At 69.4% G+C, this 21,371-nt stretch carries 16 protein-coding genes; 6 read left to right on the top strand and 10 right to left on the bottom strand.

Going from position 1 to position 21,371, the window contains the following annotated elements; all coding sequences use genetic code 11:
- Positions 1–64: 64 nt before the first annotated feature.
- From dnaK to H6717_17535, 6 genes are all read left to right on the top strand, one after another.
- Entirely contained in the window at positions 65–1,972 is a 1,908-nt protein-coding gene (gene dnaK, locus H6717_17560) for a molecular chaperone DnaK (GenBank protein ID MCB9578841.1), read from the top strand.
- A 136-nt stretch (positions 1,973–2,108) separates the two neighbouring features.
- A complete protein-coding gene (locus tag H6717_17555; protein MCB9578840.1) occupies positions 2,109–2,837 on the top strand; it encodes a glutathione S-transferase family protein in 729 nt (242 codons plus the stop codon).
- Positions 2,838–2,844: 7 nt separating this feature from the next.
- Complete coding sequence (locus tag H6717_17550) at positions 2,845–3,933, top strand: hypothetical protein (GenBank protein MCB9578839.1); 1,089 nt, start codon at positions 2,845–2,847, stop codon at positions 3,931–3,933.
- Positions 3,934–3,955: 22 nt separating this feature from the next.
- Positions 3,956–5,167 carry an FAD-dependent monooxygenase gene (locus H6717_17545; GenBank protein ID MCB9578838.1) on the top strand — a complete coding sequence of 404 codons (1,212 nt, stop codon included), beginning with the start codon at positions 3,956–3,958 and terminating at the stop codon, positions 5,165–5,167.
- A 123-nt stretch (positions 5,168–5,290) separates the two neighbouring features.
- Complete coding sequence (locus H6717_17540) at positions 5,291–7,267, top strand: hypothetical protein (GenBank protein MCB9578837.1); 1,977 nt, start codon at positions 5,291–5,293, stop codon at positions 7,265–7,267.
- Positions 7,268–7,339: 72 nt separating this feature from the next.
- A complete protein-coding gene (locus tag H6717_17535) occupies positions 7,340–9,136 on the top strand; it encodes a hypothetical protein (GenBank protein ID MCB9578836.1) in 1,797 nt (598 codons plus the stop codon).
- Here H6717_17535 and H6717_17530 read toward each other — a convergent pair.
- The 10 genes from H6717_17530 to H6717_17485 form a co-directional block, all read right to left on the bottom strand.
- Positions 9,046–9,942, bottom strand: a complete 897-nt coding sequence (locus H6717_17530) for an RluA family pseudouridine synthase (GenBank protein MCB9578835.1) — start codon at positions 9,940–9,942, stop codon at positions 9,046–9,048. The genes H6717_17535 and H6717_17530 overlap by 91 nt on opposite strands.
- On the bottom strand, positions 9,936–11,339 hold the full coding sequence (locus tag H6717_17525; GenBank protein ID MCB9578834.1) for a hypothetical protein: 1,404 nt from the start codon (positions 11,337–11,339) through the stop codon (positions 9,936–9,938). The genes H6717_17530 and H6717_17525 overlap by 7 nt, the downstream gene beginning before the upstream one ends.
- Positions 11,340–11,387: 48 nt before the next feature.
- Entirely contained in the window at positions 11,388–12,830 is a 1,443-nt protein-coding gene (locus H6717_17520; GenBank protein ID MCB9578833.1) for a hypothetical protein, read from the bottom strand.
- Positions 12,831–13,006: 176 nt separating this feature from the next.
- Positions 13,007–13,924: a hypothetical protein gene (locus H6717_17515; GenBank protein MCB9578832.1), complete on the bottom strand. Its 918-nt coding sequence runs from the start codon at positions 13,922–13,924 to the stop codon at positions 13,007–13,009.
- Between the two features lies 1 nt (position 13,925).
- A complete protein-coding gene (locus tag H6717_17510; protein MCB9578831.1) occupies positions 13,926–15,299 on the bottom strand; it encodes a cyclic nucleotide-binding domain-containing protein in 1,374 nt (457 codons plus the stop codon).
- 82 nt (positions 15,300–15,381) lie between these two features.
- Positions 15,382–16,080, bottom strand: a complete 699-nt coding sequence (locus H6717_17505) for a DNA repair protein (GenBank protein ID MCB9578830.1) — start codon at positions 16,078–16,080, stop codon at positions 15,382–15,384.
- A 208-nt stretch (positions 16,081–16,288) separates the two neighbouring features.
- Positions 16,289–17,029 (bottom strand): competence/damage-inducible protein A, encoded by a 741-nt coding sequence (locus H6717_17500; GenBank protein ID MCB9578829.1) that lies wholly within the window; start codon positions 17,027–17,029, stop codon positions 16,289–16,291.
- Position 17,030: 1 nt separating this feature from the next.
- Entirely contained in the window at positions 17,031–17,291 is a 261-nt protein-coding gene (xseB, locus tag H6717_17495; protein ID MCB9578828.1) for an exodeoxyribonuclease VII small subunit, read from the bottom strand.
- Complete coding sequence (locus H6717_17490; GenBank protein ID MCB9578827.1) at positions 17,288–19,360, bottom strand: HEAT repeat domain-containing protein; 2,073 nt, start codon at positions 19,358–19,360, stop codon at positions 17,288–17,290. The genes xseB and H6717_17490 overlap by 4 nt, the downstream gene beginning before the upstream one ends.
- Complete coding sequence (locus tag H6717_17485) at positions 19,357–21,333, bottom strand: hypothetical protein (GenBank protein ID MCB9578826.1); 1,977 nt, start codon at positions 21,331–21,333, stop codon at positions 19,357–19,359. The genes H6717_17490 and H6717_17485 overlap by 4 nt, the downstream gene beginning before the upstream one ends.
- Positions 21,334–21,371 lie beyond the last annotated feature (38 nt).

Here is a 21,371-nt window from a genome sequence, read left to right as displayed (position 1 = left end):
CCGCGGCCACGTTTGGAAAGAGCATCGGCGGCGCCCCGCACCAAGATTCAGGAGAACCGACGTCATGGGAAAGATCATCGGTATCGATTTGGGCACGACGAACAGCGTCGTTGCCGTAATGGATGGCAAGGAAGCCAAGGTCATCGTCAACGAAGAGGGCGCGCGCCTCACGCCCTCCGTGGTGGCGTGGGACGAAAAGGGTGAGGTGCTGGTCGGCACCATCGCCAAGCGTCAGGCCGTGACCAATCCGGAGCACACGGTGTACTCCGCCAAGCGCTTCATTGGTCGCCGGTTCGACGAGATCCAAGACGAAGGCAAGCGCGTTCCCTACAAGATCATCAAGGGTGACAACGGGGACGTGTGGATCGAGGCGCGCGGCAAGAAGATGGCGCCGCCGGAGATCGCCGCGAAGGTGCTGCAGAAGCTCAAGAAGGCCGCCGAGGACTACCTGGGCGAGAAGGTCACCGAGGCCGTCATCACGGTGCCTGCGTACTTCAACGACTCGCAGCGCCAGGCCACCAAGGACGCCGGCAAGATCGCCGGGCTCGAGGTGCGCCGCATCATCAACGAGCCCACCGCGGCGGCGTTGGCCTACGGTCTGGACAAGAAAGAGAACGAGATCATCGCCGTGTACGACTTCGGCGGCGGTACCTTCGACATCTCCATTTTGGAGGTGGGCGACAACGTGGTGCAGGTCATCGCCACCAACGGCGACACACACCTCGGTGGCGACGACGTCGACCACCTCGTGATGGAGTGGCTGGCGGCGGAGTTCAAGAAGGACACCGGGCTCGACGTCTCGAACGACAAGATGGTCATCCAGCGCCTGAAGGACGCGGCGGAGCAGGCCAAGATCGAGCTTTCCACCAAGCAGGAGACCACCGTCAACCTGCCGTTCCTCACGGCAGACGCCAGCGGTCCCAAGCACCTCCAGAAGCAGCTCACTCGCTCCAAGCTGGAGCAGATGATCCGGCCGCTCATCGACCGCACGATGGAGCCCCTCAAGAAGGCGCTGGACGACGCCAAGAAGAAGCCGAGCGACATCGACGAGATCGTGCTGGTCGGCGGTTCCACCCGCATCCCGCTGGTGCAGGAGACGGTCAGCAAGTTCTTCGGCAAGGAGCCTCACAAGGGCGTGAACCCGGACGAGGTCGTGGCCGTGGGCGCCGCGGTGCAGGGCGGCGTGCTCGCCGGTGACGTGCAGGACGTGGTGCTGCTCGACGTCACTCCGCTGTCCCTCGGCGTCGAAACGCTGGGCGGCGTGATGACCGTGATGATCCCGCGCAACACCACCATCCCGACGCAGAAGAAGGAAATCTACTCCACCGCCAGCGACAACCAGACCAGCGTGGAGATCCACGTGCTGCAGGGCGAGCGGGCGGAGTCCCGTTACAACCGCACCCTCGGCAAGTTCCACCTGGAAGGCCTGCCGCCGGCCCCCCGCGGCGTGCCCAAGGTGGAGGTCACCTTCGACATCGACGCCAACGGCATCCTGAGCGTCACCGCCAAGGACATGGCCACCGGCAAGGATCAGCGCATCACCATCACCGCGGCCAGCGGCATCACCGACGACGACATCGATCGCATGGTGAAAGAAGCCGCCGAGCACGAGGCCGAGGACAAGCGTCGGCGCGAAGAGATCGAGCGGCGGAACAAGCTCGATAACCTCTGCTACACGCTGGAAAAGCAGATCTCCGAGAACAAGGAGAAGCTGGAAGGCGCCGACGTCTCCTCACTGGAGAGCCTGATCAAGGAAGGTCGGGACGCCGTGGAGAAGCAGGACGACGAGAAGGTGCAGGACGTCCTCGGTCGCCTCGAGAAGGAGGCCCACCAGATGGCGGAGAAGCTGTACACCGCTGCGGCCGGCGGCGCCGCTCCGGACGCCGGTTCCAACGGCGCCCCGAGTGGAGATGCCGGGAGCGACGGCAAGAAGGGCGACGTCATCGACGCCGAGTTCGAAGAAACGAACTGAGGCGTTTCCCAGCGGAGCTGCCGGCCGGCGATGGATCGCCGCGCCGGCAGCTTTCATTTTGTCGGTCCGGCGCGAAGCCCGGCGCGTTCCGGAAGGCGCTGTCCGTCGCCCACACGTCGTGGCAAGGTGGCGGCGGATGGCGACGCTGTATCACATCTCCTATTCCCCCTGGTCGGAGAAGGCGCGCTGGGCGATCGCAGAGCGCGGCGTGCGCGTGACGGCGCGCGAGTATCTGCCGATGCTCGGCGAGCCGCTCGTGCGCGTGCACGCGCGTCGCTTCACCGGTCGCGTCACGATGCCGCTCTTGGTCGACGGGCGGCGCGTGCTCGCCGACAGCTTCGACATCGCGCGCTGGGCGGACGAGCGCGGCAGCGGCGCGCCGTTGTTCCCGCCCGCGTCCCTGGCGGACATCCGGCAATTGAACGAGCTCGGCGAGCGCGTGATGACGGCCGGCCGCGCGCGCACCACGGCCCGCGCGGCCGAGCGACCCGAGGTGCTCGTCGAGAGCGTCCCGCCGCCCATCGCGCGCTTGCGTCCCTTGGCGCTCGCCACCGGGCGCTTCGGCACGCGCTACCTGGCGCGGAAGTACGGCTTCTCCGTGGCTCGCGCCAACGCGTACCTGAAGGAAATGCGCGAAGCCCTGACGGAGCTCCGCCGGCGCCTCGCGGAGCGCAACACCTTTCTCGGCGATTTTTCCTACGCCGACATCGCCGTCGCGCCCGCGCTGCAGTTCGTGGAGCCGGTCGCGGATCGCTTCGTCCGGCTGGGCCCGGCGAGCCGCCAGACCTGGCGCGAGCCGGAGCTGGCGGAGGAGTTCGCCGACCTCGTGGCGTGGCGCGATCGCCTGTACGCCTCGCGGAGGTAGTCGATCCATGCGTCGGATGTCATGGCTGCTGTTGATGGCGTCGTGCACCCCGCCGCCGAGCCAGCACCTCGCACCCGACGAGCCCGCGGTGCCGGCGCCCCCCACGGCGTCCGCGCCTGCTGCGTCTGCCCCGGTGGCGTCCGCGGCGCCACCGAGCGCGCCGCCGTCGGTTCCCGCCAAGGCGCTGCCCGTCAAGCGTGCGCCGCTTCCCAAAGCGCCCCCCGGGACCGATCCGGAGCTCGTGCGCATCGCCGGGTCCATCTGCGCCGCGGCGTACTCGGGCAAGAGCGTCGGCTGCCGGTCGCACCCACCCTTCGTGCGACCGGAGCAAGTGCCCGACGGCGAGATCATCGAGCACCGCGGGGATCCGCTGCTGTTCTGCGCCATCGACGGCGTGTTCCGCGGCGCCTTCAGCAAGCCGGGCGCGAGGCAGGCGCTGGTCTCCTTCGCGCAGTGTAAGGAGAGCGAGGAAGCAGTTTGGGACGCCGGCTTTCCTGGCAGCGCCGTGCTGGTGGAAGAAGAGGACGGTCGCTACAACAGCGTGGATTTCGAGGATGGCCTGAACCTCGGAGCCTGCCTTTCGACGCGCCAGAAGGATGGGCACGACGTTCTCTTGTGCGAGAGCGGCCTCGGCGCACCGCCGGCCGGCGACGTCAGCTACTTTTTCGTCGTCGACTTCGCGCGGAGAGCCGCCGGCAAGCCCGCCGCGGGGACCCTGGCGCGGATCTACGGCGACATGCCCATGTGCCCAGAGCCGGACACCAGCGCGGGGCTCACCCGGATACGTGTCGTCAGCAAGCGCCTGGTCGACGTGAACGGAGATCGAGTTCGCGACTTGCTGGTCACGGTGCAGCGTTCGCACGTCGGCCCGTCCACCCAGCTGGATGCCAGGGTACGGGGCATCTGCAAGGGCAGTGGCGGCCTCATCGGGTTGGCGTCCGTCGTTCCGCCCATGAAAACGAGCGTGCTGCAGTTCGCGAGCGGGTATGGGTCCTTTTCGGCCACCAGCGCCACCCAGCGATTGCTCGACAAGTGGCAGGCAGAGAGTCCCGACGGATTCAACGGTCTCGATCACATCGGGCCGCCGGATCTCTGAGGCCTGTTGTAGCATCGCGATCGTGGAGAAGACCGAAGTCGTCATCGTCGGCGGAGGGCCCGCCGGCATCAGCACGGCGCTGTTCCTCGCCCACGCCGCCCCGGAGCTGACGGACCGCATCGTCGTTCTCGAGAAGGCGCGCTACCCGCGAGAGAAACCCTGCGCCGGCGGCGTCGGCGCGCGGGCCGACAAATTGCTGTCGTCCATCGGTGTGGCGGTGGACGTGCCGTCGGTGTGGCTGGACGGCGTTGCCTTCCGCGCCATGGGGGAGACCCTCGTAGTGCGCGAAGGCGGCATCGGTCGGGTGGTGCGCCGCATCGAGTTCGACCACGAGCTGGCCAAGATCGCCATGGGGCGGCGCATCCGCGTGCTGGACGGCGCCAAGGTGGGAGCCATCCGAAAGACCGCCGACGGTTACGAGGTGGAGTCGTCGGCGGGCAGCTTCTCCTGCAAAGTGCTGGTAGGTGCCGACGGCGTGGGCAGCGTCGTGCGCAAGAGCCTCGGGTTTTCCGCGACCCGCTATCACGCCCAGGCGCTGGAGGTGGACACCGAGCACGTGGAGGGCGACCAGCCCCGGGACGTGATCCTGTTCGACGCCTCGAATCGCAAGCTGCCCGGCTACTACTGGGACTTTCCCACGCTGGTGGGTGGCCGCGAGATGATGTGCCGCGGCGTGTACCTGCTGAAGACGGGCAAGGACGACGCGCCGGTGGAGATCCAAGACTTGCTCGCCGCAGAGCTCGCGGCGCGGGGCCTCGACCTCGCCAAGTGCAAGAAGAAGCGCTTTGCGGAGCGGGGCTTCGAGCGTCACGCGCCGCTGTCTCGGGAGCGACTCTTGCTCATTGGCGAAGCGGCCGGCATCGATCCGGTCACCGGCGAGGGCATTGCCCAGGCCATTCAGTACGGCGCAGTGGGGGGCCGCTACCTGGCGCGGAAGTGGCCGCACAAGGACTTCGGCTTCGGAGACTGGAGCGACGAAGTGCGCCGCACGATGATCGGACGCGATCTCTACACCCGCACCTTGGGCGTTCCACTGTTCTACGGCGAGCCGCGCCCGGCGGTGGAGCGCTTCCTGCTGTCGTCACCGGATTTCATCCGCATCGGGCTCCAGCATTTCGCCGGCAAGCGCTGGAGTCGCGCCGCGATCGCGCGGGCGTCCGTGAAGGCCCTGGGCCACACCGCGCGCTTCGCCCTGGGCCGGACCTCGGCGGAGGCCGAGCCGGCGCGGGATTGACGCTCGCGCCGGGTATCGCGCCGCAGCAACATTCCCTGGAAAAAGTCCTGTCCGTGGGGCCGATCATGGGCTCGGGCGAAGCGCCTTTTTTCGCCAGCACGCCCCGTGTAAGGATGCCGGACCATGAAGAATCTGCTGCTCGGAGGGTTCGCTGCATTGACCTTCACCGTCGCGGGGTGCGGCGGTCAGAAGCCACCGGCCAACACCGGTGGTGGCTCCGAAGGCGGGGGCGGCAGCGCGGGCCAGACGGTGGCGGAGGGTCCGGCTCCGGATCTGAGCCCAGTGCCGGCGCCGGCGGACCTGATCGTGATGGGTCGCATGAAGAACCCCGCGGGCATGGTGGACACGGTCATGAGCTGGGCGAAGCTGCCCATGGACTGGCGGGGGATGCTGGCCAAGCAAGAGCCGGGGATCGACCAGGTGGTGCACTTCGAGGCGCCGGTGGAGGTTGCGGTGGCCCTCGATCCAACCGGCAGTGGAGACTTCCCGCAGCCGTTCGCGGTGGTGACCCTCGGGCTTCGCTCGCTCGACGGGGCGTTGGACTTCATTCGTCGGGAGGGCGAGACCGTGCGCCAGGTCCGCGCCGGCGTGTATCGCGTGGGCTCGGAGCACTCGCCGTCGTGCGCGGTGGCGGCATCGGTGGGGGCAGCGCCGGCGCGGCTGGTGTGTGGAGACCGGCCCGAGGACGTGGATGCGCTCCTGCCCTACGCCACCCGAGGCCTGCCGAACGAGAAGATGGGCGCTGCCGACGTGCACCTGGAGGTGCGCGCGGAGCCGCTCCGGCGGCGGTACTCCCGGGAGCTCCGCCAGCTGAAGACGCTGGCCACGCCCTTCGTGCTGCGGGAAATGTCCCTCGACGACCCGCGCTTCGACCGCGCGCTGGCCGACACGGTGCACGCCCTGGCGGACGAGGTGCTGGCCGTGGCGGAGGACGTGGACAGCCTCTCGGTGGACGCCAGCGTCCAGGGCAACAAGGGCATGATCGAGAGCACGATGGCGCTCAAGTTCCGGGCCCAGAGCTCGTGGACGGCGCAGTCCCTGGTGGAGGCGAGCAAGCGCAGCGCGGCGCCGAGCGACCTGTTCTGGAAGCTGCCGCTGGACGCTTCTGCCGGTACCTACAGCGCCGGCGTGGACTCCAAGCGCTACGAGGGCATGCGCCGTACGCTCGCGGAGCTCTTGGACGGCTTCCTCTCGCACGAGAACGTGCCGCGCCGCGTGCGCGACCAGCTCGGCGATCTGATCGAGCACGCCTGGGTTTCCAACGCGAGCTCGGTGTACGCGCGGGGCGACATTCCCACCGAGGTCGGCTCCCTGAAGGGCTCGGCCTTGATGCGTCAGGCCATGAAGGAGCGCTTCGGCTGGCATGTCCTCGGCATCGACGATTCGGCCAAGAAGTTCACCAGCGCTCTCGACAAGTTCGTGAAGGTCTATAACGACCCGCAGCTGCGCACGACGCTCAAGAAGCGCGCTCACATCGACGCCAAGGAAATTCCGACCCTGAAGGTCCGCGGCGGCCGGGGGCTGCCTGCCGGTTCCAAGGTGTATGAGCTCACGCTCCCGGGCGAGATGTTCAAGGAGTACATCTTCGACGCCAAAGGCCAGGACAAGAGCAAGCCCGGCAAGCCGCTGCCCTTCGTGGTGATCGTGGTGCCGGACGGCGACAAGACTTGGATTGGCGCCAGCGGGGACGAGAAGCTCCTGATTCAGAAGCTGAACGACGCCAAGAGTGGCGACGCCAAGAAGACCATCGCCTCCAAGGAGGGTCTGTCTCCGCTGCGCACCAAGAAGGCGGTGAGCGGAGGGTTCTTCACCATGCTGGGCTTCGTGGCCAGCCTGCGGACCAGCTTGACCGGCACGGGCTTGGTGGGGGGCAACGAAATCGAGCGGGCCATTTCGGCCATGCCCCACCACGGCGAGACCCCCATCCTGCAGACCATCGACATCCAGGCCGGCAAGGGTCCGACCATGGTGTGGCACGTGTGGGTGCCCAAGGGCGTGATCGAGGACGTCGCGGCCCTCGGCCCCGCCATTGCCGCTGGCGCCATGCACGGACCGACCCCAATCATCGCTCCCCCGCCCATGCCGCCCGAAGCCCCCTGAGTCGCCGAAAATTGGGCCTTCGGCGCGGGGTCGTGTCACCCGTGTCGTAGGATGTGCGTCCTACACCGACACTTGCGAGCCCTCTGCTGCCTGATTGCGGCGCTGACCCTGTCCGGCTGGGCTCACGCCTGGGTGGAGACCAGCATCCGCTCTCACGTGGTGACCCTGGACGTGGAGCCGTCCGGGGCAGCCACCGTGAGCCATGAGCTGATCCTCCGGGTGCGCGGTGGGCCGCTGCCCGGCATCGAGATCGAGGGGGTCGATGCCGATGCCTTGCCCCAGCCCAACGCGACGGTGTCCGAGGTCGATGGCGACGGCAGCTCCAAGCCTCCCACGCCTCTTTTGTTGGAGCGGCGCGAGGACGGCACGTTGCGCATCGACGTCGATGCCAAGAAGGGCCTCCGGCGCGGCACGTACCTGTTCCGCTTCGCCTATCGCACCAATCTGGCGGACCGCGATCTGATCCACAGGAACGGCGCCTACGTGGACGTCCGTTGGGTCGGCCCGCGGCTGGAGGACGGCGTGGACTCGGCGCGCGTCATCTTCCGCCTTCCGCCCGCGGAGATCGCGCCGCGCTTGCCGCCCGTCGATCCCGACCAGGCGGCGCTGGGCGTCACCGACGACGGCGCCGGCACGTTCCTCGCGAACTTGCGGCGCGCCGGCGACAAGGACGAGCTCGAGGTGGTGCGTCCCCACGTTGCCAAGGGGGAGCCCGTCGTGTGGCGCGTGCAGGCCTCCGCCCGTGCATTCCCCGCGTTCGCTCCCACGGACGCTCCCGCCCAGTCGTCGAGCGCCCAGCCGCCCCCACCCCGCGTGAAGACTCGTCTGGTGGCGGTGGCGGTGCTCGTCGGCGTGGCGCTGTTCTACGCCCTGCTGGTGTTCCTGAAGTGGCGCAGCTTGCGGCAGGCCGCGGAGCTCAGGCAAGCGGAGCCGCGCGCGCTGATCCCGCTGCCGGGAGGACTGCGGGCGGCGCTGTCCGGGGTGCTGCTTTCGGCGGCGGTGGGGGTGGGCGCGCGCACCAATCTGCCCACGCTGGCGGGGGTGCTGTTGGTGCTGGCGATGGCCGCCGCCACGCAGCTCGGCCCCCGACTCAAGCCGGAGCCGCGCAGTCCCGGTCGCTGGCTGCCCCTGACCGAGGAAGACGCCTTCGAGCCCAGCGCCGGATCGCTGCCCGGTCGTCTGTTGGACGCCGGCTCCCTGCTCGGCTTCGTGCTGTTCGTCCTTTTGTTGGGCGGCTTTGTCGCGGGCGCCGTGGTGCTGTTTCCGCGCTCGCCCTATCACGCGCTGATGTTGGCGCTGGCCTCGGCGGCGCTGCTGCCCATCTTCTGCACCGGTCGCGCAGCGGAGCTGCCGCCCGATCCGGCGCAGGGTCCGGTCAAGCTCCTGAGCTGGCTCGACCGCCGCCTCGCGGGTGTAGAGTCCCTCAAGGTGGTGCCTTGGGCGCGCATCCCGGAGAAGAGCAGCGACCCCGACGAGCTCCGGCTGTTGGTGATGCCGCGCCGCGCGCTGGCCGGACTCAGCGCCATCGAGGTGGGTCTGGAGTATCGCTCCGGAGGCGGAGGCACCTTGGCGTTGCCGTGGGTGATGGTGCGGGCGCAGGAAGGCTCGCCGGCGTATCACGCGCTGCCGCGGGGCGTGGTGTGGACCCGCGGTCGCAAGCCGGAGGAGCGCGTCGCGGTGATTCGCCCGGCGCTGCCGACGAAGCGGGACTGCTTGGCACTGGTGCGGAGCTTGGCCGAGACGCTGACGGACTCCGAGCCCATGCGTCCCCGTACCCGTCAGCCGGGCATCAAGATGCCCATGTCCGCCGGTAGGCGAGCCTCGGCTTCGAAGCCGACCACGGTCGCGTCCCCCGCCCAGGCGATGTAGCTGGCGTGCAGCGCATGCCGTTGCCCAAGAGCGGCGGCGGGGGGACCACCGTACACGGCGTCTCCCGCGATGGGATGGCCGATGTGGGCGAGGTGCGCGCGGATCTGGTGCCGATACGCTCGACTCACCCGAAGCTCCACCAGGGCCCACTCGGCCTCCCGCCGCAGCACCGTGAAGCGCGTGGTGCGGCGCGGTTCCGCATCGTCCACGACCAGCACCCGGCGGCGGTCGCCGCGATCCGCTGCAAGCCCCGATTCGATGGTGCCGACGTCGGGCAAGCCGCGGCCATGGGTGATGGCGAGGTAGCGCTTCTCGATCTGCCCCGCCGTCAGCGCGCGGCGCAGGCGCTCGAAGGTGTGCGGAGCGCGAGCGGCGACCAACAGGCCGCTGGTGTGGGTGTCGAGGCGATGCAAGAGGCCTGGCTCGCGACGGGACCAGCCCACGTGCGTCATCTCCGGGTAGCGCCCGAGGAGCGCGCCGGCCAGAGTGCCGCTCTCGCCGCGGAGGGGAGCGCTCGGCTGTCCGGCGGGCTTTTCCACGATTACCAGATCGTCACGCTCGAGCGTCACCACGAGCGGCGCGTCGGGTTCGGACGGTACCTCTTGAACGTCTTCCAGGCTGACGACGATTTCGGTCGCGGCGATGGCGGCTTCCCCCTTGGCGGCGCGACGTCCGTTCACCTGCACGCGCCCTTCGGCGAACAGCTCGCTGGCGCGCTTGCGGCCGAGTCCGGCGATGCGTCCGATCACCACGCGATCGAGCCGCTCGCCCGCTTCTGCGTCGGTGACGTGGAACGTCGTTACCACAAGCCGCGCACGCCTGCGCCCATGGCGGGCACGCGTTTGCCGTCTACCGTGCGCGTCTCGCCGATGACGCCCGCCCAGGGCAGCGCCGCCCAGCGTTCTTCTTCCTTCTCCGCCCGCTTCGACGACGCCGGTTGCGTGAGCAGGTAGCCGACTACACCGCCGGCGAGCGTGCCCGCTGCGACACCGGCCAAAAACGCGCGGTCCTTGCCCTCGGAGCGCTCGTCGGCGAACACCAAGGGGCTCGAGGCGCCGGCCACCGTGAGGCCGCCGAGCACCCCGCCGAGATCCACGAGCAGCACCCGCGAGGGCGTGAGGCTCACCTGCGTCGCGACGGCACCCGCCACCAGCACGCCGGCTCCAGCGCCGTAGCCCATGCCCAGAGTGGGGGTCTCGTCCGTGGTGCCATCCACGGCCAGCTGAGTGACGCCGCCCAAGAACATTCCGAAGGCGCCGCCGGAGTGGGACAAGAGCGCGCCGCCCTCGCCCATGCCACGCAAGCTGAGGGACATGGTGGCCAGGGTGATGCCCGCCGAGGCGCCAACCAGGCCGTACACGTAGCGATCCGACTCCGGCGACACGCCGTAGCCCTCCGCCAGCAAGAGCCCCGAAGCGGCCGGCCACCAGGCGCCAGCGGAGAGGTACCAAGCGTCGCCCAGGCCGACGTCCCATTCGTCGGCGATGATCATGGATCCGCCCAGGCCGATGCCGGTGCCCAGGGCGATGAGCGGGTAGGTGAGTCGCTCGTCCCCCGAGCCGCTGGCGCGCTGCAGCGCGAACCCCACGTAACCTCCGAAGGCGGCGGCGTTCAGCGCCAACACGGCGCGACCCTGGGAACGCGCCGGTATGGCGAGGGTGCCCCGCGGCGGCGCCGGCTCGGCGGTGCGGGGCTTGTCATCCGTGGGGCTGCCGCGGCCGACTTGCACGATGTCCCGCAGCATCACCATGGCGCGGATGGTGACCTGTCGCGGCTCGACTTCCTGGCTGCGCACCAACACCACGTTGGAGCCCGGCGCGACGGCGACCAGACGAATGCGAACCTTGCCGCCGTCGAAGGTGAGGCGCGGCGACACGACCCAGCGGTCCGCCGCCCGTTCCACCAAGGCGTCTTCTTTCAGGGAGCCGGGGCTCACGTCCAAGCGCTCGGAGACGTCCAGGGTGAGGCCTAGATCCTGGGCGGCTTCATGGAGCACGGCATCCAGACGCCGCGTCCAGCGCGAGAGCGAGCCTGGGGCAGAGGGATCCGGGCGGCGCAACTCCGGCGGCTCCGCGGGCGACGATTGAATCAGCGTGACCGTGGGCAAGAGCACCACGTCGTCCTGGCCCGCGCGGGCCTGCTCGGCCGAGGCCAGCAACGAAGCGCCGACCAGCGCGGCAAGCAGCGACGCGCGAAAGCTCATGCGCCGAGCGTGCCCCACGTGGGCGAGCGGTGCAATCCGGGTGTCGACTCAGAACATGACGGTGGCGTTGAGCCACGCGTCGAAGGCGTTGGAGTCGTCCACCAGGAAGCGGCGGCCTGGTGTGTTGATGACAGCCCGGTAGTTCGGGTTGGGAATGCCCGTTGCCGTGCGCGTGAAGCCGCCGGAGCCATCCGAGCTGAGCGAAGCGCAGGGGCCGGACTTGGTGACGTCGTCCGAGAAGTCCGGATTACACGCCTGATCGAAGGTGATGAAGTGCGATTGCACCAGCGTGTAGCCGCCACCCAAGCTGAACTTCACGTACTCCCCGGCCTGCCAGGTGAACTCCGTGCTGAAAGTGTAGCGGCCGTGCTGCTGCACGTCCGTGAGTCCCGTGAAGTAGACCTTCTGGGAGTTGGGATCGACGACGGATTCTCCGGGATTGCCGCCGGCCTGGTACGCCGCGAAGGCCGGCTTGCGGATGCTCGGTGCGTCGCTGGAGCCCAGGGCATCGAACAGCTCGGAGTAATCCCGACCCTCGGAGCGGTACGCGCCGGTGAAGCGGAAGTCGATGGTGACGCGCTGGTACTGGTCGCGCACTTCCCAGGGGATCACGTTGAGCCCAAGGATCATCGTGCCTTCCAGCGGCGGATGATTCACGAGCGAACCCTTGAGGTCCGTGGCGCCGTAATCGCTGGAGTCGTTCTGGAACTCGAATAGCGCTTTGAAGCCGCCGTAGGGCTCGATGTACTTGATCCGCTTGGACAGGAACGTGTGGAGCTCGAGGCCCGTCGTGCCGCGAGAAACGCCCGGGTCCCGCCCGCCGGAGAAGTTGCCCTCCAGCGGTCCGACGGTGGGGTCCGTGAGCTCACCGCCCACGCCGTTGCGGTTGATGTCCGACGGATCCGCGCACTTCTTCTGCGGGCCGGCTTGGTTCAGCCCGTTCGTGTTGTTGCTGCAAGCGTGCATCGGTTCCGACACGTTGAAGCGGCCTTCGATGCCGACCACCCAGGTGGGCTTCGTCGCGTCGCGGAACTGGTTCATGATCGCGGCGTCCAAGCCCACGGCCAGGTACTCCACGCCGCTGCGCTTCGGAGACTCGAAGGGCAGGGAGAACAGCTGCTCGCCCGGGGCGCCTTGCAGCACCACGGTCTGCGCGCTGGCGCTGCCGTCCAGGTCGTCCAGCTTGCGCGAGTTCGACAGGATGATGGGTACTCGGAAGGACAGCGCGATGTCCTTGAACACGCCGATGCTCACCTTCGTGTTGAGGCGGCTGGTGCTCTCCGAGTACTTGGCGATGTTCATCGTGTCAGCGGTGTAGCCGCCGCTACTCAGCCCAGGCTGATCGATGAACGTCTCCCGTCGGATCTTCGCGTTCTTCCAGGTCTGCTGGAAGCCAAGCGAGAAGTGCAGGTCGAACGGATCGTCGTCGTCGAACGCATCCACGACCTGAGTGATTTCCGCCGGCTCACGCAGGACGGAAGGCTCGGTCACTTTTCGTGGCTCGTCCGCGGTAGCCGGAGCCACCACTGAAAGGACTGCGGCCGCCGTGAGGGTGCCCAGCCCGAGTCGTATCGCGTCAGATTGATTCATCCCCGGAAGGCCCATTTTTTAGGTCGCCCGTCGCTAGCGGACGCTAGCGGTGAGGGGGCGAAACTGTCAACGGAACATCACCTCGGCGTGGCCGGTTCTCGCCGGGGTACGGCCTTCCAGAGGCTTTCTGCCCGGCGAATCAGCATTTCTTGGCGGTCTCGCTCGGGGGACGATTCCGCCCTCCGAACCGCCGCCGAGGCCACCGCGCAGGCCCAACGGGCGGCTTGGCGCGCCTCCACGTGGGCCCGGGCGCGCTCCCCGAGGGTGCCCCCGTCGGCCCCTCCGTCCCCCGCAGGACCCCCGCCCAAGAGCTCCCGAGCCCGCTTGGCGGCGACGTCGGCGGCGCTGCGACAGGCATCTACGAGCTTGTCGGCCTCGGGCTTGCCGCTCAGGGTGACGCTGTCCTTGCTCGACTGCAGATGCTCTGGACCTACCCGGCGCGCGCCCTTGGCGAGCTCGACCCAGGCTTCGCCGCTGATGGCCTTGCCTTTGGCCGAGGTGGCGTTCACCTGCACCTCGAGCTGCGCGTTGCCATAGCGAAAGGCGCCGAACGGCGATGCGATCAGTACTTCTGCGCCAGGGCGTGCTCCCGGGCCAGGGCTGGTCTTGACGCTGCCGCGGGTGAGCAGCACTTCTTCTTCGCCGCCGGCGCAGGGAAGGACCAGCGCGGGGCCGCTCAGCTCCAGCTCGCGCGCGCTCTTGGTGTGACGCAGAGCGAGCTTGGCGCCGGGCGCCAGCTCGAGCCAGGTGAGGCCGTCGAGAGGCGCACCGTTCACGAGGGGATGCGGCGCGCCGGGCGCCGTGACCTTGCCCTTCACCGTCAACGCGCGGCAGGCGATCTGCGGAGGCGGACGCCGTGGCGGCGGTTCGGGCGGACGCCGCGACGGCGTCGGCCGAGCGGCGCTCTGGGTCGCCGAAGACGGGGGCGCGGGGGCGGGCTTGTCCGTGTCGCAACCCGAGAGCGTCAGGGCGACGAGCACGCCGAGCCAGCGCATCTCAGTCGTCCCCGCTCTGCGGCGGGCTGCGCAGGGACGGAGGCGGGGGCGGAATCACCAGCGTCTTGCGGTTGTCGTCCTCGTCCTCGTCGAAGATCTCCGCGGTGATGTCCTCCGCCAGCTCTTCTCGGGCGTTGTTGAGCTCGCGGTTGGTGTCCGCCAAGCGGTCCGCCAGAACCCCCAAGAACTGCCACAGGAGCTTCACCGCCAGCTGATGCTCCTTGCGCAGGATCTCGAAGAAATCCGTGCGCCGGATGACCATCAGCTCGCTTTCCCCTTCGCTCACCACGGTGGCCGAGCGGGGCTGAGAGCGGATCAGCGCCATCTCGCCGAAGTGCTCCCCCGGCGACAGCAGCGCCAGCTGGGTTCCGCCCCGGGACACCTTCACCTTGCCGTTCAGCACGATGAACAGCTCCTCGCCCCGGTCTCCCTCGTCGATCACCCGCTCTCCGGGCTTGAACGCGCACACGTCCGTGACCTGCAGCACGCGCAGGAGCTCGCGGTCATTCAGGGGGCGGAACAGCGGCATGCGCGCCAAGATCTCGCGCTTGCGACGCAGCCGCTCGGCCCGCGGCTCGTCCCGGGCGCCGAGGTCGCCCACCGTGAGCACCACGGCGGTGATGTTGTCGCTACCTCCGCGGGCGTTGGCCTCGTCGATGAGAGAGCGCACCGCCACTTCCGCGTCCGGCTCTGTCAGCAGCTGGCCGAGATCTTCCGGGTCGTCCTCGAAGTAGCCGGAAAGTCCATCGGAGCAGAGCAGGAAGCGATCGCCGGCGACCACGTCCAGCACCAACGTGTCGGGCTCGCAGTGCTCGTACACGCCCACTGCGCGGGTGACGGCGTTCTTGGGCGCGAGCTTCTCCACCTTCTCTCGGGGGATCTTCTTGCGCTTGATGAGCTCGTTGTAGACGTTGTGGTCTTCCGTCACCTGCTCCAGGACGCCATTGCGCAGCAGGTAGCAACGGCTGTCCCCGACGTAGGTGATGAACGCCTCTTTGCCGGCGATGAGCACGCTCACCAGGGTGGTGCCCATGCCCCGCTTGGAGGCGTCCTTCTCGGCCTCCGCGTGGACCTTGTTGGAGGCGCGGTTCACCGCGAACTCCAGCATGTGGATCACGTCCTGCTTGCTGACGCGCTCCGTGCCGGTGAGACCGGCCATGTAGTCCTCGATCAGCTCCCACTCGCGCTTGACCTCTTCGTGCACCGTGCGCACGGCAATCGCGCTGGCAACCTCCCCTGCCGCGTGCCCGCCCATGCCGTCGCACACGACGTACAGGGAAAGCTTGCGGTCAACGAGGAAGTTGTCTTCGTTGTGGTCGCGCTGCCGGCCAATGTCCGTCAACGCAGCGAATTGGGCCACGCCACCGTCGCTCATCGCCTGCTCACCATAGCCTGGATTGCTCCCGAGAGGGAGCCGGCAGCAGTGGCGGGAAAATGCCGTCAACGCAGGGGTTTTGCTACTCGACGGACGCGCTGGCTTGGTCGAGCGCGCCCTGCTCCGCCAGCGACGTCGCGCCCGCGCGGGCCACGATCACGTGGTCGAGCAAGGTCACGCCCACCAGCGCCGAGGCGCGCCCCAAGAGCCGCGTCATGGCCACGTCCTCGGCGCTCGGCTCGGGAGAGCCGCTGGGGTGGTTGTGCACCAGGACGATGGCGCTGGCGGCGTCGCGCAGCGCCGGGTGCAGCACGTCGCGGGCCGTGAGGCTGCAGCCGTGCAGCCCGCCCTGCGCTACGCGGCGCGCCGACTTCAAGTAGCTCTGGCCATCCAGGCACAAGAGCCACACCTCCTCGTGGTCCAGCGCCGCGAGCCGGGGGCGAGCCCAGCCGATCACCGCGTCCACGTCCACGATGCGCGGGCGCTCCTCCGAAAGCTCGAGGGACAGCGCCCGGGTTCCGAGCTCGAGGGCAGCGCCCACCTGCGCCGCGCGCGCCGGCCCCACGCCGGGGATCTCCGACAGCCGGGGTAGGCCGAAGCGGCGCAGCCGCGCCAGACTGCCCGCCGCTTCGAGCACGCGCTCGGCGACGCCGAGACCGCCGACCAGCTCGCCGAGCAGCTCGACGTCCGAGAGCGCCGAGCAGCCCAGGCGCAGCGCCTTGTCGCGGGAGGCGCGACGGTGGGGAGGGAAAGTGATGGGACCCGTCAGGCTTGCGTTCATGCCGGGGTCTTCAGCACGCCGCGTGCCGACTGCGATTCCGCGCACTTGCGCTCGCCGCGCCGGCTTTTCGCCGCCACCCCACACCGCCTGGAGGCAGCGAAAATCCCACGGAAGCGGCCGAAAACACTAGCTGGCGACGCTTCGCCACCCCGCCGCCAGGTTCATTGGGGGGTCGCTCCGGCGCGGAACCTCGCGGTCCGCGTCGCGATCACTCGATGCGGGCGAGGTGTTCGGCGGGCAGCTCGGACACGAAGCGCTCGACCGCGCGCTCCACGGCGGCATCGTCTCGCGCGTCGAAGGTCACCTTGGTCTTGTAGGTGTCGTCGAACCACTTCGGATACGAGCCCACTTCCACGTCCGGGTGCGCCGCGACCACGGTGTCGATCAACGGTTTCAGTGCTGCCTCTTCCAGCCGCGTGAATACCGCCTTGGAGACGAAGGGCAGCGGCCCTTTCATCCAGGCGCGTACCACCGAAAGCTTCATGCGGAAGATCTCCGGAACGCCCGGCAGCACCCAGACGTCCTTCATGACGACCGTGGGCCAGGGCACCTCGGAAGTGGTCACCAGCTCCGCTCCCTCGGGGACCAGGGCCATGCGCAGATGCCCCTCGGTGGTCTTCTCCTTGTAGGCGTCGCGAAGCAGCTTCTCCATCGTAGGGTGCATGGATACGCTCACGTCGAAGGCTCGGGCCACGGCTTCGATGGTCACGTCGTCGTGAGTGGGACCCACGCCGCCGCTGGTGAACACGACGTCGTGCTCCGCCTTCAGGGCTCGGATCTCCCGGGCGATCGTTTCCACGTCGTCGAGCACCACCACGGCGCGGGAGAGCTTTATTCCGAGGGCCCGCAGCGTGCGCGCGAGCTCCACCAGGTTCTGCTCGTGCACCTTGCCGCTGAGAAGCTCGTTCCCGATCAACAACAGCGCCGCGGTGCCGACCTGCTGGGCCATCTCACTCCGTCTCGAGCTCGCGCACGATCGGGTTGCCGTCTTCGTCGATGGCCAAGAGCTCCTCCACGCGCTTCTCGGCGGCGTCCAGCCGAGCCTTCGACACGCGCGCCAGCTTGATGCCCTCCTCGAACAGCTGCAGTGATTTTTCCAGCGGCAGGTCCCCGCCCTCCAGCTGCTCCACGATTTCGCCGAGCCTCGCCACCGACTGCTCGAAGCTCGGCTCCGCGCTCTTCTTCTTCTTCGTTTCCCCGGATTCGCTCATTGCTTTGGGGCAGCGTGGTCAGGGTTTGCGTCGGCTGCAAGCGACAGCTCCGTGGGGCCCGCGCCGAGGCCGGAGACCACCAACAAACCATCGGAATCTGCCACTACGGGCAGCGCCACGCCGGATGCGGTCACCACGCGCGCGGCGACGGGGCCGGGCTCGCCGCCGCCCGACCGCGTGAGCACGAGCCACACGCTCTCGTGCCCGGTCGTCAGGGGCGCGAGCTTCCGGCCGGAGAGCGCGCGACGCGCCGCTTGTCGCGTGTCGCGATCCGGATCCAGATCTGAAGCGAGCCGGAGCGCGCGCTGGCGCACCGGTTCCGGACGGCGGCTCAGTGCCACCACCAGTGCGCGGCGCACCCGAGCATCGGGCTCGCGGCGATAGCGCGCCTCGAGCACGCCGAGCGCCGTGGGGTCCTTGCTGTCCCCGAGCCCCAGGGCCACGTGGGCCCGGAGCAGAGGGTCGTCGTCCTCGAGCAGGGTCAGGAGCTTGGGTCGCAGGGAGGTGTCGTCCCGGGCGGCGAGGGCCAGCGCGGCGATGGGCGCTGCGGCTCCGCCCGCGTCCACCAGATCCGAGAGCACCCGCGTCGGCACGCGATCCCGCGCCTCCGGGACCGCCAGGGCGCCGGCCAGAGCCGTGCGCGTGATGGGGTCCCGCTCCGTGGCCAAGCGCTCCGCCGCCCAGGGCGCCACCTCCGGCAAGAATGCGTTGCGCGCCGCGCCGCGCACGCGCGCGACGTCCTTCGACGCGAGCAGCTGCCGGGCCCGCGACGGATCCAGCCGGGTGCGTGCCCATGCCGCAGCGCTCTGGTCGGCCGCAGCCGAGGAGCGTTCGAGGGACGTGAGGGCGGCGTCCAGATCGGAGATCCGGTCGCCGAGAGCGATCGCGCGCACGACGGCTGCCCGCGCGGCGAGACGCCGCGTGGCGGGCGCCGTGAGCGCGGCGTGCAGAGAAGATTCCGCGACGCCCCCCGGCGCCGTGGCCAGGACGTAGGCGGCCGCGGCGGCCTGCCGCGGATCGCCGAGCAGCGCCTTCAGGCGACCGGGGTCGGAGCGGCCCAGGGCCGCGACCCAGCGATCGTCGTCCTTGGCGCCATCGCTCAGGGCCGACGCGAGCTGGGCGGACGGGGACGAAAGCGCGATGTCGAGGGCCTGGCTTCGCGTTTCATCGCGGGCGAGCAGCGCCGCGACGGCCTTGTCGTAGCCCGCGGCGTGCGTGGTCGCGAGTATGCGCGCCGCACCGACAAGAAAGGCAGGATCCTTTTCTACCGAAAGCCAATGGCGGGCCAGCGCCACCGTTTCCAGATCCCCGAGGCGCGTCAGTGCGATGGCCGAAGCGATCTTCACTTCCGGCGCACCGCGGCGCACGAAGCTGCGCAGCGTGGCGAAGGCGCGTTGATCTCCGAGCGCTCCGAGGACCTCGGCCAATGTCACCGTGGGCGCTCCGCGAGCTTCTAGAATGGGCGCGATGTCCCGCGGTGGATGAGCGAGGAGCGCGTCCGCAGCGGCTTCCGCTATGGGTCCCTCTTGGCGCAGCGCTTGCCCCAGGAGCGACAGCGCGCCGCGATCCCCCGCCTTGGCCAGGGCCAGCGCGGCGCTGCTGCGAGACAGAGCGACGAAGGGATCGGCGCGTTGCTCGGTGGGCGAGGTGCCGCTGCCGCCCATGGCGCGCACCAGCGACAGCCGGACGTCTTCCTTGTGGGCGTGAGGCGCCAGCGCGCGCACGGCGACCAGGCGTTCTTCGGCGTTCTTGGCGGGACCACCCGACTCGATGGCCTTTTCCAGCAGCTCCAAGGCGGCCGGCGTACCCACGGCGCCCAGCCGCTCCAGGCCGCGCTTGCGATCGTCCGCGTCCTTGGACGCCAACAGCCGCGCGGCGACGGCGAGGCCCAAGCGCGACTCGAGGGACGTCGCGTTCGAGGTCTTCTTCGTCACGCGCGGCTTCTTGACTTTGACCGGCCGCAAGCGCGGCGGTGTCCGCGGCGGCCGGAGCACCGGGCGGGGCTGCGCCGCTGCGGCGCCCGCGAGGAGCAGCAGCGCCACGCCCAGGCTTGTCGCCCGCAGGCTCACGGCTTCGGCGCGGGTTTGGGGGCGGGCTTCGGCGGCGTCATACGCGGCGGCAGCTTCAGCCGTCCGCCGCGCTGGGGCTCGGGCGCCAGGATCATGAACCCGATGCCCAGGCGTTGGGCGTCGCGCTGGCCCTTCACCGCGTTCCAGCCGACGCTCTCGGCGGCCTCGTCGCGGTGCGTGAGGCTGCGCAGGCGGAAGACGATGGCGAAGGACTTGTTCAGCGCCTCCTGCTCGGCCTCCGGTGTGTTGCCCGTGGGTCGTACGCCCACCAGCGCCACCCAGCCCGGATGCGCGTTGAGCGTCTGGGCCAAGGCCCGCACGCTGGGCAGTGACTTGTCCTCGACCTCGACGCCGTCCTTGTTCGTGACCAGCTTGGGCGGCACGCGCCAGCTGACCTGATTGTCCTTGCCGTCGATGCTGACCAGCGGCTTGGCGCGGGCGTAGGCGGGCTTGGCAGCGTCGTCGTCGGGGCAGCCGTCGTCGTCCTCGACGCCGTCGAAGTCCTCCGGCTGTTTCGGGCACTTGTCGGCGCCGTCGTCGAAGGTGTCGCCGTCGGAGTCGGGGCTCGGGCAGCCGTTCAGCTTGGGATCCGAGCGTGCGGGACCGGCGACGGTGGGACAGGCGTCGTCCTCGTCCAGGACTCGGTCGCGGTCGTTGTCCGGGTCCGGACAGCCGTCTTCGTCCTGGAACTGGTCTTTGTCTTCTGGCTCGTTGGGACAGCGGTCCTGCGCGTCTTGCACGCCATCGCCATCGGCATCGCGATTGGGGCAGCCGCGCGTTTCGGCGCTGCCCGTGGCACTGCCGGCCTCGTCGGGACACGCGTCCTGCACGTCCGGCACGCCGTCGCCGTCGTTGTCGGGATCGATGCAGCCGTCGTCGTCCTGGAAGTCGTCTTCGTCTTCCTTCTCCGCGGGGCAGCGATCTTGGTCGTCCGGCACGCCGTCGTCGTCGTTGTCGAAGTCCGGGCAGCCGTCGCTGTCCTCGAAGCCGTCGCGATCCTCCGCCAGCTCCTGGCACTCGTCGTCGTCGTCCGCGACGCCGTCATCGTCTTCGTCGTAGAAGCGCGGTGCCCAGCCCACGCCCAACACTCCGCGCACCCGCGGGCTGCCCACGGCGCCGTTCAGTGGCAGCTCGGTTCCCGCGATCAGCGAGATGTCGCCCACGCCGTAGCGTGCAGACAGCCCCGCCAAGATCGGCGACTGCGGGCCCGAGGCGAAGCTCGGCGTGATCGCGACCTGTCCGCGAAACTCCGCCGTCCACGTCCAGTGGCCGTCTTCGTCCAGACCCAGCGCTTGCGGCCGCACGGCGATGGCCACGCCCCAGGGCAAGTCGTGGCCGAAGTCCTCGCCCACGTAGCTGCGCTCGGCGCCCCGCACGCGGGCGCCGGCGGTGGCCTGCAGCGCGGCGACGATGAGGCGGAGCTCCGCCAGCAAACGCAGCTCTCCCGTCACGGTGCCATCCGCCACGTAGCTGCGGCTGTCCCCGGTGGGCGCCGTGACGCGCCCCAGCGCGGCGAGGCCGAAGCCGCCGAGGCCGCTGGTCGGGATCAGCGTGGCCTTGGCGCCGAGGGCGGCGTCTCCCAGGGCCGTCTGCGGCAAGCGCCCGTCCGCCAGCTCGGCGTTCACGTCATCGCCGCTCTGGTACAGCACCGTCGGCAGCGTGGCGCTCACCGCCAAGCGTTCCCCGATGCCCAGAGCCGCCACGTAGTCGAGAGACAGCTGGTGCTTAACGGGGATGGCGACGGTGTTGCCGTCTCCATCCTCCAACGTGACCAAGCGATTGGCGTAGGACGCGAAGGCGCCGACGTTCCACGCGCCCGGACCCGGCGTGGAGCTGGGCTCCAGGTACAACGAGCCGTGCGGATCGGCCGGCGGATGGAAGTTGCGCAGGTCGAGAGAAGGAGTGGGTTCGGCTCGCGCCGGAGGGGCGAGCGCCATCAGCGCGGTGACGGCGAGCAGGGCGCGCGTGCGCATGGCCGGAGAGCATAGACCGGCCAATGGCCGCTGGAACA

The sequence above is a fragment of the Polyangiaceae bacterium genome, assembly GCA_020633235.1.
Taxonomy (GTDB): Bacteria; Myxococcota_A; Polyangia; order Polyangiales; family Polyangiaceae; genus JACKEA01.
The sequence above is the reverse complement of the archived record's forward strand: the minus strand, read 5'-3'. Positions and strand labels throughout refer to the sequence as shown.

Bases quoted from the DNA above. Each gene is read 5' to 3' on its own strand.
- dnaK (MCB9578841.1), top strand. From the start codon at position 65: ATGGGAAAGATCATCGGTATCGATTTGGGCACGACGAACAGCGTCGTT.
- H6717_17555 (MCB9578840.1), top strand. From the start codon at position 2,109: ATGGCGACGCTGTATCACATCTCCTATTCCCCCTGGTCGGAGAAGGCG.
- H6717_17550 (MCB9578839.1), top strand. From the start codon at position 2,845: ATGCGTCGGATGTCATGGCTGCTGTTGATGGCGTCGTGCACCCCGCCG.
- H6717_17540 (MCB9578837.1), top strand. From the start codon at position 5,291: ATGAAGAATCTGCTGCTCGGAGGGTTCGCTGCATTGACCTTCACCGTC.
- H6717_17525 (MCB9578834.1), bottom strand. From the start codon at position 11,339: ATGAGCTTTCGCGCGTCGCTGCTTGCCGCGCTGGTCGGCGCTTCGTTG.
- H6717_17515 (MCB9578832.1), bottom strand. From the start codon at position 13,924: ATGCGCTGGCTCGGCGTGCTCGTCGCCCTGACGCTCTCGGGTTGCGAC.
- H6717_17510 (MCB9578831.1), bottom strand. From the start codon at position 15,299: ATGAGCGACGGTGGCGTGGCCCAATTCGCTGCGTTGACGGACATTGGC.
- H6717_17505 (MCB9578830.1), bottom strand. From the start codon at position 16,080: ATGAACGCAAGCCTGACGGGTCCCATCACTTTCCCTCCCCACCGTCGC.
- H6717_17500 (MCB9578829.1), bottom strand. From the start codon at position 17,029: ATGGCCCAGCAGGTCGGCACCGCGGCGCTGTTGTTGATCGGGAACGAG.
- xseB (MCB9578828.1), bottom strand. From the start codon at position 17,291: ATGAGCGAATCCGGGGAAACGAAGAAGAAGAAGAGCGCGGAGCCGAGC.
- H6717_17485 (MCB9578826.1), bottom strand. From the start codon at position 21,333: ATGCGCACGCGCGCCCTGCTCGCCGTCACCGCGCTGATGGCGCTCGCC.